General features: G+C 62.9%; 11 protein-coding genes. 4 read left to right on the top strand and 7 right to left on the bottom strand.

Features of this window, described 5'->3' with window-relative positions; translation table 11 throughout:
• The first annotated feature begins 1 nt into the window (after position 1).
• The 4 genes from DDE76_RS12285 (at position 2) to DDE76_RS12270 (ending at position 4,002) form a co-directional block, all read left to right on the top strand.
• Positions 2-1,435: a S41 family peptidase gene (locus DDE76_RS12285; protein ID WP_104892771.1), complete on the top strand. Its 1,434-nt coding sequence runs from the start codon at positions 2-4 to the stop codon at positions 1,433-1,435.
• A gap of 110 nt (positions 1,436-1,545) precedes the next feature.
• Complete coding sequence (locus tag DDE76_RS12280; RefSeq protein WP_104892770.1) at positions 1,546-2,694, top strand: divergent polysaccharide deacetylase family protein; 1,149 nt, start codon at positions 1,546-1,548, stop codon at positions 2,692-2,694.
• 69 nt (positions 2,695-2,763) lie between these two features.
• Complete coding sequence (locus DDE76_RS12275; protein ID WP_104892769.1) at positions 2,764-3,303, top strand: RNA pyrophosphohydrolase; 540 nt, start codon at positions 2,764-2,766, stop codon at positions 3,301-3,303.
• A gap of 9 nt (positions 3,304-3,312) precedes the next feature.
• Positions 3,313-4,002, top strand: a complete 690-nt coding sequence (locus tag DDE76_RS12270; RefSeq protein WP_104892768.1) for an aspartate/glutamate racemase family protein — start codon at positions 3,313-3,315, stop codon at positions 4,000-4,002.
• 5 nt (positions 4,003-4,007) lie between these two features.
• On the opposite strand, the gene DDE76_RS12265 is transcribed toward DDE76_RS12270, so the two are convergent.
• The 7 genes from DDE76_RS12265 to DDE76_RS12235 form a co-directional block, all read right to left on the bottom strand.
• Entirely contained in the window at positions 4,008-6,173 is a 2,166-nt protein-coding gene (locus DDE76_RS12265; protein ID WP_158672392.1) for a methyl-accepting chemotaxis protein, read from the bottom strand.
• A gap of 208 nt (positions 6,174-6,381) precedes the next feature.
• Positions 6,382-6,807 (bottom strand): F0F1 ATP synthase subunit epsilon, encoded by a 426-nt coding sequence (locus tag DDE76_RS12260; protein ID WP_104892766.1) that lies wholly within the window; start codon positions 6,805-6,807, stop codon positions 6,382-6,384.
• Positions 6,808-6,896: 89 nt separating this feature from the next.
• Positions 6,897-8,336: a F0F1 ATP synthase subunit beta gene (gene atpD, locus DDE76_RS12255; protein ID WP_104892765.1), complete on the bottom strand. Its 1,440-nt coding sequence runs from the start codon at positions 8,334-8,336 to the stop codon at positions 6,897-6,899.
• Positions 8,337-8,357: 21 nt separating this feature from the next.
• Positions 8,358-9,245, bottom strand: coding sequence for a F0F1 ATP synthase subunit gamma (locus DDE76_RS12250; protein ID WP_104892764.1), 888 nt, complete (start codon positions 9,243-9,245; stop codon positions 8,358-8,360).
• A 22-nt stretch (positions 9,246-9,267) separates the two neighbouring features.
• Positions 9,268-10,803, bottom strand: coding sequence for a F0F1 ATP synthase subunit alpha (gene atpA / locus DDE76_RS12245; RefSeq protein WP_104892763.1), 1,536 nt, complete (start codon positions 10,801-10,803; stop codon positions 9,268-9,270).
• Positions 10,803-11,363 (bottom strand): F0F1 ATP synthase subunit delta, encoded by a 561-nt coding sequence (locus DDE76_RS12240; RefSeq protein ID WP_104892762.1) that lies wholly within the window; start codon positions 11,361-11,363, stop codon positions 10,803-10,805. Before DDE76_RS12240 ends, atpA begins: the two co-directional genes overlap by 1 nt.
• A 380-nt stretch (positions 11,364-11,743) precedes the next feature.
• Positions 11,744-13,912 (bottom strand): primosomal protein N', encoded by a 2,169-nt coding sequence (locus tag DDE76_RS12235; RefSeq protein ID WP_104892761.1) that lies wholly within the window; start codon positions 13,910-13,912, stop codon positions 11,744-11,746.
• Positions 13,913-13,957 lie beyond the last annotated feature (45 nt).

Genomic DNA, 13,957 nt, shown 5'->3' with positions numbered 1-13,957 from the left:
CATGCGCCTGACCACCCTTCGCCTTGCTGCCCTCGGAGCAGCAGTGCTGGTGCCCGCCACCGTGCTGATCGCTCAGGACCAGTTGCTCGCCCAGGCCCCCGCCGATCCTGCGCCGATTGAAGAGCAGCTCGACCCCAATCCCAGCGGAGAGGAGGCTGAGCCAACAGCCGCCGAGCGCTCTGCTGCGCCCCGCGATCCACTCGAAATCTATTCCGATCTCAACCTGTTCGGCGAAATCTTCGACCGCATCCGGTCCGAATATGTCGATCCGCCCAATGAGCAGGAACTGATCCGGGCCGCCATTCAGGGCATGCTGACCTCGCTCGATCCGCATTCGGGCTACCTGCCGCCCATCGAATATGCCGACATGCGCGAGGATACCTCTGGCCAGTTCGGTGGACTGGGTGTCGAGATCATCATGGAAGAAGGCCTGATCAAGGTTGTGTCGCCCATCGATGATACGCCTGCCGCCCGCGCCGGCATCCTTTCCAACGACCTCATCATCGAAATCGATGGCCAGCAGGTTCAAGGCATGACCCAGGACGAGGCCGTTGAAAAAATGCGCGGTGAGGTCGGCACCAATGTCGTCATCACCGTGTTCCGCGAAGGTGTCGATGAGCCGCTCGAATTCGAGTTGACCCGCGGCATCATCTCCATGCGCGCTGTGCGCTGGAGCATGGAGGGCGGGGAAACCGAAGGCGAAGGCGACATTGCCGTGCTGCGCCTGTCGCGCTTCTCCGAACAGGCCTTTGTCGGCATCGAACGCGCCATTGAGGATATTTATGCCGAGCGCAATGACGTCCCGCCGCAGGGCATCATTCTCGACCTGCGTAATAATCCGGGCGGACTGGTCGATCAGTCAGTCTATGTCGCCGACGCCTTCCTCAATCGCGGCGCCGTGGTCCTGACCCGCGGCCGCTCGGAAACCGAAAGCGCCCGTTACGATGCCGCGCCCGACCCGCTTGATGCCCGCATCGCCGATGTGCCCCTGGTCGTGCTGATCAATGGTGGCTCCGCCTCGGCCTCCGAGATTGTTGCTGGCGCCCTGCAGGATCACAAGCGTGCCACACTGGTTGGCACCCGCTCCTTCGGCAAGGGCTCGGTCCAGTCCATCATTTCCCTTGGGCCGGACGGGGCCATGCGGTTGACCACGGCGCGCTACTACACGCCCAATAACCGCTCGATCCAGGCGCTGGGCATCACCCCGGACATTGAGGTGCGCCAGGTTGTCCCCGAGGAATTCCAGGGCCGCGACGAGATTATCGGCGAGGCCGGGCTGGAGGGTCATATCACCGTCGAAGGCCAGGAAGAGGCCAGCGTCGGTTCCTCGGTCTATGTCCCGGCCGACAAGGCGGAGGACACCCAGCTCCAATACGCTCTCCGCCTGATCAAGGGCGAAGAGACCGACCCGGCTTTTCCGCCAACAGCCGAATAGCAAGGCGCCATGATAGACTGGAGATGCGGCGGAGCTGATTCGCGCCGCATCCCAGGGCAAGCTGTGACCTTGCGGGTCAGCAATACGACGGTACAAAGCTCCAGCCGGAGATGAGCGAAGCGCCAATGGCCAATGATCTGTCCACACCGCTCACCGGTCGTCGGCGCCAGAAGCAGGAAAAGGCCGCCAAGTTCCACTTTCCGCTGGCGCGCCTGCTGTTCATCGCCATTTTCCTTATCATTGGCGGGGTGGCCCTGCGCCTGGTCCTGGTCGAAGATCCCGATGGTGGCCGCCCCAGCGCCGAAGTAGCGATTACCTCCACGCGCGATGGCAATAGCATTGCCCGGAGTGCAGCGACCGGACCGGCCACCATCACTGCCGATCCCGGGCAATTCCCGGCCGATGGCTCCATGATCGCGGTTCCTGCGCCCGGGAGCGCCACGCCGGCACCGGGTCAGGTCCCGGACAATTTCGGTGTCCTGCCGGACCTGAGCGAAGAAACGGCCCATGGCGCCATTCCCCGCATGTCCGGCACGGGCCTGACGCCCTTCCTGGCCTATCGCCGCAATGCCGGGACTGCGGCAGCATCCGGACAACCCATGATCGCCATTGTCGTGACCGGGCTGGGAATCAACGAGCAGGGATCGCTCGATACCATCGATCAACTGCCCGACGAAGTGACCCTGGCCTTTGCGCCCTATGGCCGCTCCCTGCCCAGCACGGTGGCCGCCGCACGTACGGCGGGCCACGAAGTCATGCTCGAGATTCCCCTCGAGCCCTTCGACTATCCGCAGAACGATCCCGGCCCGCACACCATCCTGACCGGCGAGACGCCGCGCGACAATCTCGAAAAACTATTCTGGCTGATGGCCCGTTTCGGCGGCTATTTCGGGGTCATCAACAATATGGGCGCGCGCTTTACCGCCTCGGCCACTGACATGGCGCCGATCATGGAAGAGCTCGGCGCCCGGGGGCTGGGCTATCTTGACGACGGCTCGTCGAACCGCTCGGTCGCCGCCCAGCTCGCCGGCGCCAACAATGTGCCCTTTGGCCGTGCGGGCCAAGTGATCGACGCCAATCCGGCTCGCGCATCCATTCTCTCAGCACTTGCCAGCCTTGAGGCCCAGGCCATGGATACTGGCAGCGCCCTTGGTATTATCAGCGCCCTGCCCATATCGGTGCAGGCCGTCTCCGAATGGTCGCGCGAGCTCGATGCCAAGGGCATTGCGCTGGTTCCGGCCAGCGCGCTGATGCAATAGCGCATGACGCCGCTTGGGCGACCGCCGGTCGTTCGACCAGCGTATGCGACAGATAAAGGCCCGACCAACATGTCCGACACCCCGCCTGATCGAAACGCCCTGCCCTATCGCGACTGCGTCGGCATTGCCGTGTTCAATGCCCATGGCAATGTGTTCATGGGGCACCGCAAGAGCGCGGGCGACCCGGACCAGTCTGCGGCCCACGGTTCGGCCTGGCAAATGCCTCAGGGTGGCATCGACAAGGGTGAGGACCCGCTGGGGGCGGCTCTGCGCGAATTGCACGAAGAAACCAATATGACCTCGGTGAGCCTGCTCGCCGAGGCGCCGGAATGGATCTATTACGACCTGCCGGACGACGTTTTGGGCAAGGCCTGGAAAGGCAAGTATCGCGGCCAGCGCCAGCGCTGGTTTGCCTTTGCCTTTACCGGCGATGAAAGCGAGATCGACGTTGCCGAGCCGGCCGGCGGCAAGCATCCACCCGAGTTCAATGCCTGGCGGTGGGAGAAGCTGAGCCGCGCGCCCAGCCTCATTGTGCCGTTCAAGCGGCCCGCCTATGAAAAGGTGGTTGAGGCTTTTCGCGACATACCGCAACGCTTTACCCATGTGTGAGCCTAGCCCATGAAAACCATCGGCCTGATCGGCGGCATGAGCTGGGAATCCAGCGCCCATTATTATCGCATTCTCAACCAGGAAACGGCGCGGCGGCTGGGCGGGCTGCATTCGGCGCCTGTCATCATGCACTCGGTCGACTTCGCCCCGATTGCCGAGATGCAGTCGGCGGGCAATTGGGATGCCGCCGGACGGCAGCTGAACACGGTTGCCCAGGGCCTGGTGCGCGCCGGTGCAGAGGTGCTGGGGCTCGCCACCAACACCATGCATGTGGTGTCCGATATCATGCTCGAAGGGGTCGGCACGCCCTTCATCCACATTGCCGACCCGACCGCCCAGGCCCTGCTCGGCGACGGCTATGACACGGTGGGCCTGCTCGGCACCCGCTTCACCATGGAAATGGATTTCTACAAGCAGCGCCTGGTCAGTCACGGCCTCAATGTGCTGGTGCCCGAGGTGGATCATACCAATCTCAACGGCATCATCTACGAGGAATTGTGCAAGGGCATTGTCCGAGAGGAGTCACGCCGGATCTACCAGGCGGCAATTGACCGCATGGCCGCGCGCGGCGCCCAGGCGGTCATTCTGGGCTGTACAGAAATCGGCATGCTGATCGACGACGCGACCAGCACCCTTCCCACCTATGACACCACCGATCTGCATGCGCGGGCCCTGGTGGACGCCGCGCTCCAGCAATAGCGGGATTATGCCGCCCGGCGGGGCACCCCAGCCTCTGGCGCATCCGCCGTATCGGCAAGCTGGAAGATGTCGACAATGCCGTCCAGCGTCTGCGTCTGCCCTTCAGTCTGGGCAATCACCGCATTGGTCTGTTCCACCAGCGCCGCATTGTGCTGGGTCATCTGATCGAGTGTGCGCACCGCCGTATTGACCTCCTCGATCGAGGCGGCCTGCTCCCGGCTCGCCCTGGCGATAGTCCGCACCAGCGCGCTGTTCTCCTCAACCGCATCAAGCATCGACTTGAGCCGCTCGCCGGCCGCGGCGACCAGGCTTGAACCACCCTTGACCTCCTCTGCGCTCTTTTCCACCAGCGCCTTGACCTCGGACGACGCCTGAGCCGCCGATTGCGCCAGGCGCCGCACTTCCACGGCCACCACGGCAAAGCCCTTGCCGGCGTCACCGGCGCGGGCCGCCTCCACCGAAGCATTGAGCGCCAGCAGATTGGTCTGGAAGGCGATATCGTCGATCATGCCGATAATGTTGGAGATCTTGGCTGAGGACTGGGTGATTCGCTCCATCGCGCCTGTCGCTTCACCCATCACCGCGCCGCTCTCGGCTGCAGCCTTGGCCACGGTTTCCGCCTTGCCGGCAGCGTCCTCGGCCATGCCCGCATTGCTGGCCACGGTTCCAGCCAGTTCTTCCATCGCCGCCGAGGTTTCCTCGATGGTCGCTGCCTGGCGTGTGGTGCGCTCGCTGAGGTCGTTGGCTCCGCTCAGCAGCTCGCCGCTGGCGGTCCGCAGCGAGCGTGTGGTCACCCGCAACTGTCCAACCACCTCGGCAAATCGGGTGATCGTGCCATTGAGAGCGACCCGCAGGTCTTCGAACTCGGGCGGGAATGCATTGTCGATCGTATGAGTGAGATCACCCCCGGCCAGGCTTTTCAGACCGGCGCCAATGGTGGCCACCGACTGCTTGCGTGCCGTCACATCGGTCGCGAATTGCACGATCTTGTAGGGCACGCCATCAGTATCGCTGATCGGCGTGAACGTGCTCTGGATCCACACTTCCCGGCCATCCCTGGCGCGACGACGATACTCGCCGCTCTTGAAGGCACCGGAGGCCAGCTCGCGCCAGAAATCCTTGTAGGCGCTGCTGGCCGGATCGGCATCGAACAGGAAAAGCGCATTGGGCCGCCCGGCCACATCGTCCAGCCGATAACCCAGCAGCTCGAGGAAGTTGTCATTGGCCGTCAGCACGGTGCCGTCGAGATCGAACTCGACAACGATCTGGCTGCGCGAAATGGCCTGCAATTGCCCCGTATGATCGGCGGCCTCCGCCATGTGCTGGCGGGCCTGCGCGTCCAGCGCGGCCTTTTCCGTGCCATTGCTGCGGAACACTTCCACAGCCCGCGCCATCGCGCCGATTTCATTGCGCCGCTCGGTGTAGGGGACCACCGCATCCAGGTCGCCTTCGGCAATCGTGTCCATGGCCGCGGCCAGGTGCGGAATCGGTCGGATGAGCAGCCGCGCGGCCCATAGGGCAATAAGGGCCACCAGAATGACCGCCAGCAGGCTCGTGCCACCCAGCACCAGCATGGTCTGCGACAGCAACGCCTCGAACGGCGCCTTGTCCACCAGCACCATGAGCGCGCCGATGACCACGCCTTCACCCGTTGCAATTGGTTCGTAACGCACCAGGTGGTCCCGGCCATCGACAATGGTCTCGTCACGAACCGACTGATTGGCGCTCAGCGTGTCGAACAGCGTCGTCCCCGCCACGATGGGCATGTCCATGACGCGCTCGCCCGCAGCATCGGCGAGACTGGTGCTGCCGACCAGGAAGTCCGGGCTGACCTCGGGGTCGAATACATAGACCGCCACATGCGCGCCGGAAACGCCGGCTACTGCGTCGATGACATTGTGGTTGCGGAAGCGAGGCATGTTGCGGGCCGTCAATGCTTCGACATTGCCCGCCTCCCCGACGCTCACCTCCAGACTGGGGAGGTTGACCTGGAAAATCTGCGCCGCGATGCGCGTTGTATTGGTCAGGGCCGCCGTGGCGTCCCGTTCGACCGATCCGCTCAGGCTGACAAACAGGCTGACCAATACGGCGGCTATGGCAAAGACTATGGCCCCAATTGTCAGGCCGGAGATGGCAAAGGTCAGGCGCAGATTGCCCAGTAGCTTGGTCATTTTCTCGTCCCCGCAGACCGGACTTCTGTCCGGCATCCACCAATCGGCGGCAAGAGTGCGCCCGAAGCGTTAATCGCTGGTTTATGGCGGAAAAAACTCCTGCCATATCAATGACTTGCATAATGATTGTGCGCAGTGCTCATTTCAGATGCAAAAAGCCGCCCCAAAATCTGGGACAGCCTGGGAATTATCGTTCGATGTGAGCCGTTTAGTGAACGTGTGCGCCGTCGATATGCTGGGATTCGATGGCCAGGTTCAGAAGCGCCGACACCACTTCCTGGGCATAGGACTTGTCTTCCGGCGTTGCCGCGCGGCTGAGCTCTTCCTCTGCCGCCTTGATCTGCGCCTGCAGATCGCCATGGTCGAACTCGGCGAACGGCACCGACTGCTCGGCCAGGATAGTCAGCCCCGCGGCCGACACATCGGCAAAGCCGCCCTTGACGAAATAGACGTCAGCCGCGCTCCCCGACTTGGTCACGGTGATGAAGCCGGGCTTGAGCGTGGTCATGAACGGCGCATGGTCGTCCATGACCGTGAAATAGCCTTCCGTGCCCGGCACGGTGACCGACACAACGGTTTCGGAGAGCACCAGCCGCTCTGGCGACACGATCTCGATCTTGAGGCCTTCAGCCATTCTCTTGGTCCTTTGGCAGTGGAGCCCGGGCGATGCCGAGCTCCATCACAACTGATGTGCCGGGGCCGCCAGGCGGCCCCGCGCCTCAATTAGGCAGCCTGGGCGGCCAGCTTCTGTGCCTTGGCAACGGCGTCTTCAATCGTGCCGACCATGTAGAAGGCAGCTTCGGGCAGATGGTCATATTCGCCTTCGACCAGGCCCTTGAAGCCCTTGATGGTGTCTTCGAGCGACACGAACACGCCCGGCGCACCGGTGAACACTTCTGCCACGTCGAAGGGCTGGCTCATGAAGCGCTCGATCTTGCGGGCGCGGGCCACAGTCAGCTTGTCCTCTTCGGACAGCTCGTCCATGCCCAGGATCGCAATGATGTCCTGCAGGGCCTTGTACTTCTGCAGGATGGCCTGCACGGCGCGGGCCACATCATAGTGCTCCTGACCCACGACCTGCGGATCCAGGATACGCGAGTTGGACGCCAGCGGGTCTACGGCGGGGTAGATGCCCTTTTCCGAGATGGCACGGTTCAGGGCAGTGGTCGCGTCCAGGTGGCTGAAGGTGGTAGCCGGCGCCGGGTCGGTAAAGTCGTCGGCGGGCACATACACGGCCTGGATCGAGGTGATCGAACCCTTGGTGGTGGTGGTGATGCGTTCCTGCATCGCGCCCATGTCGGTCGACAGCGTCGGCTGATAACCCACGGCAGAGGGGATACGACCCAGCAGAGCCGACATTTCGGCACCGGCCTGGGTGAAGCGGAAGATGTTGTCCACGAAGAACAGCACGTCCTGGCCCTGGTCACGGAACTGCTCGGCAACGGTCAGGCCGGTCAGCGCCACGCGGGCACGGGCGCCCGGAGGCTCGTTCATCTGGCCGAACACCAGGGCACACTTGGAGCCGGCGGCCGAACCACCATGTTCCTTGGGGTCCTTGTTCACGCCCGATTCGATCATTTCGTGGTAAAGATCGTTGCCTTCACGGGTGCGTTCACCCACGCCGGCAAACACCGAATACCCACCATGCGCCTTGGCGACGTTGTTGATCAGTTCCTGGATCAGCACGGTCTTGCCCACGCCGGCACCACCGAACAGACCAATCTTGCCACCACGGGCGTAAGGGGCAATCAGGTCCACCACCTTGATGCCAGTGACCAGAACCTCGCTTTCGGGGTTCTGTTCGGCAAAAGTCGGCGCTTCCTGGTGGATCTCGCGGATCGCTTCGCCCGTGATCGGACCGGCTTCGTCGATCGGCTCACCGATAACATTCATGATTCGCCCGAGGGTCGCTTCACCCACCGGCACCGAGATGGCCATGCCCAGATCGGTGACTTCGGTGCCGCGAACCAGACCTTCGGTCGTGTCCATGGCAATGGTGCGCACGGCGTTCTCGCCCAGGTGCTGGGCCACTTCGAGCACCAGGCGCTGGCCATTATTGTTGGTTTCAAGTGCGTTCAGGATGGCGGGCAGGTGATCGTCGAACACCACGTCAACGACGGCGCCAATGACCTGCGAAACGCGACCGGCCTTTTTCTCTGCCATTTGTTCGTCCTCGCTGATGGGTTAGAGCGCTTCCGCGCCCGAGATGATTTCGATGAGTTCTTTGGTGATCTGGGCTTGCCGCTGGCGGTTATAGCTCAGCTGCAGCTTGTTGATCATTTCGCCGGCATTGCGGGTCGCATTGTCCATCGCGGACATCTGCGCACCGTAGAACGAAGCGCTGTTTTCGAGCAGGGCACGCAGCACCTGCACGGAAATGTTGCGCGGCAACAGGTCTTCGACAATCGCTTCTTCGCTCGGCTCATATTCGTAAGGCACGGCGGGGGTGTTGACGTCACCCTCGGCCTCGACCTTTTCCAGCTTGGCCGGAATGAGCTGATGGGCCGTCGGCACCTGGCTGATCACCGAACCGAACTTGGCAAAGAACAGCGTGGCGACGTCGAACTCACCGGCGGCAAACAGCTCGAGCACCTTGTCGGCGACCTGCTGGGCCTGGGTGAAGCCCACCTGCTTGACTTCGCGGAAGTTGAACGTGTCCACGATCAATTCCGGATATTGCCGGCGCAGGATATCGTGGCCCTTGCGGCCCACGGTCAGGAACTTGACGGTCTTGCCCTGGGCGATGAGCTTTTGGGCATGGTCTCGGGCCAGGCGCGCGATCGACGAGTTGAAACCGCCGGCCAGACCGCGCTCACCGGTGGCAACCACCAGCAAATGCACCTGATCCTTGCCCGTGCCGCCAAGCAGCACCGGGGCGTTTTCCTGTCCATCATAGACTGCGCCAAGCGCGGCCAAGACCTTGCCCATGCGCTCGGCATAGGGGCGAGCGGCCTCGGCTGCTTCCTGGGCGCGACGGAGCTTTGCCGCCGCGACCATCTGCATGGCCTTGGTGATCTTCTGGGTCGATCTGACCGAGTCGATCCTGTTTTTTAGGTCCTTTAGCGACGGCATTGCCTGTCGTCTCCTTCAGGGCTTAAGCCGCGTAGGTCTTCTTGATTTCGTCCAGAGCCGACTTCAGCTTGGCGCGGGTATCATCGCTCAAGGCTTTTTCGGTGGCGATGGTCTTCAAGAGATCAGCGTGCTTGGAGCGCATGTTCGAAAGCACGTGCTTTTCGAAATCCTGCACCTTGTTCACGGGAATGGTGTCGAGATAGCCCTGGCTACCGGCAAAGATCACCGCGACCTGTTCTTCGGTCTTGAGCGGGCTGAACTGCGGCTGCTTGAGCAGCTCGGTCAGACGGGCACCGCGGTTCAGCATGCGCTGGGTGGCAGCGTCAAGGTCCGAACCGAACTGGGCGAAGGCGGCCATTTCGCGATACTGCGAGAGTTCGCCCTTGAGCGAGCCTGCCACCTGCTTCATCGCCTTGATCTGGGCCGAACCGCCCACGCGGGACACCGACAGACCCACGTTCACGGCCGGGCGGATACCCTGGAAGAACAGGTTGGTCTCCAGGAAGATCTGGCCGTCGGTGATCGAGATCACATTGGTCGGGATATAGGCCGACACGTCGTTGGCCTGGGTTTCAATGACCGGCAGTGCAGTCAGCGAACCAAGACCATGGTCCTCGTTCATCTTGGCGGCGCGTTCGAGCAGACGGGAGTGCAGGTAGAACACGTCACCCGGATAGGCTTCGCGGCCCGGCGGACGGCGCAGCAGCAGCGAAAGCTGACGGTACGCAACGGCTTGCTTGGTCAAATCGTCATAGGCGATCACGGCATGCTTGCCATTGTCGCGGAACCACTCGCCGATCGCGCAGCCGGTGAACGGCGCGATATACTGGATCGGCGCGGCTTCCGAAGCAGTCGCGGCAATCACCACCGAATACTGCAGCGCGCCGGCTTCTTCGAGCTGCTTGACGAACTGGGCAACCGTCGAGCGCTTCTGGCCCACAGCGACATAGATGCAGAACAGCTTGTCGGTGTCCGATGCGTCGGCGTCATGGGCCGGCTTCTGGTTCAGGAAGGTGTCGAGAATGATGGCGGTCTTGCCGGTCTGGCGGTCACCAATCACCAGCTCGCGCTGGCCGCGGCCGATCGGGATCAGCGCGTCGATGGCCTTGAGGCCGGTCGACATCGGCTCATGCACCGACTTGCGCGGCAGAATGCCGGGAGCCTTCACGTCAACGCGGCGGCGCTCGGTGTGCTCGATCGGGCCCTTGCCGTCGATCGGGTTGCCCAGACCATCGACCACGCGGCCAAGCAGGCCCGGACCAACCGGGGTGTCCACGATGGCGCCGGTGCGCTTGACGACATCGCCTTCCTTGATGGCGCGGTCGTTGCCGAAAATCACGACACCGACATTGTCCACTTCAAGGTTCAGGGCCATGCCCTTGACGCCGCCGGGGAATTCGACGAGCTCGCCGGCCTGCACATTGTCGAGGCCATAGACGCGGGCAATACCGTCACCGACGGAGAGCACCTGACCAACTTCGGAAACCTGGGCTTCCTGGCCGAAATTCTTGATCTGGTCCTTGAGGATCGCAGAAATTTCCGCGGCTTTGATGTCCATTATCCGACCTCTTTCATGGCGATTTTCATCGCAGCGAGTTTTGTCTTGAGTGAGCTATCGATCATCTGGCTGCCGACCTTCACCTGAAGGCCACCGATCAGCGAGGGATCGACGAATTGATTGAGTGTCACGGTCTTGCCCAGCTTGGCCTTGAGCGTTTCGCCCAGGGCCTTGGCCTGTGCATCCGTCAGTGGCGCGGCAGAGGTGACGTCAGCCGTGGCTTCACCGCGGGCGGCAGCGGCCAGCTCGCGGAACACCACAATGATAGTGTCCAGAGCGAACAGGCGGGAATTCTTGGCCACCAGGCGCAGGAAATTGGCCAGCAACGGATTGACCTGAGCCTTGCCCAGAATGGCATCGAGTGCCGCAGCTTTCACGTCGCCGGAAATCACCGGGGAGCGAAGATAGCGGGAAAAGTCGTCGCTTTCGCCGATCAGTCGGGAGATGTCGGATAGCCCGGTTTCCACCGAAGCCAATTGGTTCTCGCTCTGTGCGAGGTCAAACAGCGCCGACGCATATGGCCGCGCAATCTGGGTAAGCACTGAATTCTGCGCTGCCAATGCCGCTTCACCCTCTTGTTGGCCGATCCTCTTTTTTGGCTTCGTTGACCGAAACCCGGACGGCTTATGAACGCTTGGACGTGCTCGGAAACGGGCCGCGAGCCGGACCCCTTGAAAGTCGCGCCCGCTCTATCACAAGCCACGCGCGCCACGCAAGGCTCCGGGCACGGATTCGACCATGTCGAAAGTGTCGCACTCTCCGAGTTGTCCCGAAGGGCAAATCGGGCCAGTGGCGCGATTTGAGGTGAGGAGGCCACGAAGCCTGTGGCTGAGTGGCTATGGCCGTGTCCGATGGATGAAAGCCTCCGGGGGAGCCTTTCAAGCCGAGAAGGCCATGAGAGCTACGCTCGAATGGCGGGAACGTGGCCCCCAGCTCGACACTACATAAAGCTCATCGGGTCGATATCGACCTGTATTTTCAGATCCCCCTTGGGCTTATCGGCGTTGTTCAGCCAGAACCGCACATAGCCCGAAAGATCAAAATCCTTGCCTGACTGGGCCAGGAGCCGCACGCGATGCCGTCCCCTGATCATGGCCACGGGCGCATCCGCGGGCCCGAACAGCCGCACCCCCTCGGCCATCGGAGCGGCCGATAGCAGGGTCCGCGCATAGGCCATCGCCGTCTGCTGTTCATTGGCCGACACGATCAGCGCCGCCAGCCGCCCGAACGGAGGCATGCCACCGGCCTCGCGTGCCAGCAATTCCTGGGCGTAAAACGCTTCGCGGTCGCCGGACACCATCGCCTTCATCACAGGATGGTCGGGATGATAGGTCTGCAGGAACGCCTTGCCGTGCCGCGAGGCGCGCCCGGCGCGCCCGGCCACCTGCGTCAAAATCTGAAACGTCTTCTCCGCAGCGCGCGGATCGCCATGCGCCAGCCCCAGATCGGCATCGAGCACACCCACCACCGAGAGCTTTTCGAAATGATGACCCTTGGAGACGAGCTGGGTGCCAATGATCAGGTCATACTCGCCCCGCTCGATTTCCGAAAACCGCTCGCGCAACTGGGCGTGGCTGCCCATATCGGTGGAAAGCAGCACGCGCCGCGCATCGGGAAAACGCGCCGCCGCCTCTTCGGCAACCCGCTCGACACCCGGCCCCACCGCGACCAGGCTCTCGGCATCCCCACATTCCCCACACACCTTGGGCGTGCGCATTTCGTGCCCGCAATGGTGGCACATCAAGACGCCGCGAAACCGATGCTCCACCATCCAGCTCGAACAGTCCGGGCATTGATATTGATGCCCGCAGGAGCGGCACAAAGTCAGTGGTGCATAACCCCGCCGATTGAGAAACAATAATGCCTGCTCACCCCGGTCGAGCGCCGCAAACACTTCCCTTGCCAGGGCAGGCGCAATCCACTCGCCCTTTTCCGGCCCGTCGGTACGCATGTCGATGGCCGTCACATCAGGCATGGCCGCTTCGGCAAACCGGGCTTCCAGTGTCACATGGGCATAGCGCCCGTGATTGGCATTGTTGCGCGATTCCACCGATGGGGTGGCCGAAGACAGCACCACCCGGGCCTTCGCCAGATTGGCCCGCACGATGGCCATGTCGCGCGCGTGATAGGTAAAGCCGTCCGATTGCTTATAGGCGCCATCATGCTCCTCATCGAGCACCATCAGCCCCAGTTCGCGGAACGGCAGGAACAACGCCGAACGTGCGCCCACGACGGCCCGCACGGTGCCATCGAGCACCCCGCGCCACACCTTGGCCCGCTGTGCCGGGGTCATGTCCGAATGCCATTCAGCCGGCTTCGTCCCGAAGCGCCGGGTGAAGCGGTCAATAAAGGTGTTGGTAAGGGCAATCTCGGGCAGCAGCACCAGCGCCTGCCGCCCGGCGCGGAGCGTATCGGCCACCGCCTCGAAAAACACTTCGGTCTTGCCGCCCCCGGTCACCCCATCAAGCAGCGCCACCCCGAATGCATGCGCATCGAGCCCCAGGATCTGGTCGAGCGCCTTTTGCTGTTCAGGGTTGAGCTGCGCCGGATTGTCGTCCGGATCCGGCGGCATCACCACAGGTGGCGGCGGCATCTCGATCTTCTCGACGGCCCCGGCCCGCGCCAGCCCATCGATCACCGAACTGGACACCCCGCTGGCCCCGACCAGCGCCGGCTTGGGCCAGGCCATGTCATCCACCAGGCAATCGAGCACGCGCAGGCGTGCCGGTGTCAGCTTTTCCGGCTCATGCCCGGTGCGCCGATAGGCGATCACCGGCTTGGGTTGATCAAGCGCCTCGGGCGAGCGCAACACCCCGCGCAACACCTGCCCCGGTGCCGTCAGCGTATAGCGCGCCACCCAATCGACCAGTTTGAGCAGCTCTTCGGACAGCGGCGGCACATCATAGGCCTGGGCAATCTCGCGCAACCGGTTATGGGCAATCATGTCCTTGGGCGGTCCCCAGACCACCCCCAGGATCAGCCGCGGGCCCAGCGGCACGGCCACGATGGAGCCGCGCTCAACGCTCATCCCTTCGGGCACGCGATAGCTATAGGGGCCCTCCACGGCCACCCCCACCATCACTGCGACTATATCCGGACGATCGATCATTTGTGCGCGTTCCGTTCTCCTGGCCCATAGATAGGGGCAGGAGCC

This window comes from Devosia indica (assembly GCF_003056405.1).
GTDB classification, from domain to species: domain Bacteria; phylum Pseudomonadota; class Alphaproteobacteria; order Rhizobiales; family Devosiaceae; genus Devosia; species Devosia indica.
The sequence above is the reverse complement of the archived record's forward strand: the minus strand, read 5'-3'. Positions and strand labels throughout refer to the sequence as shown.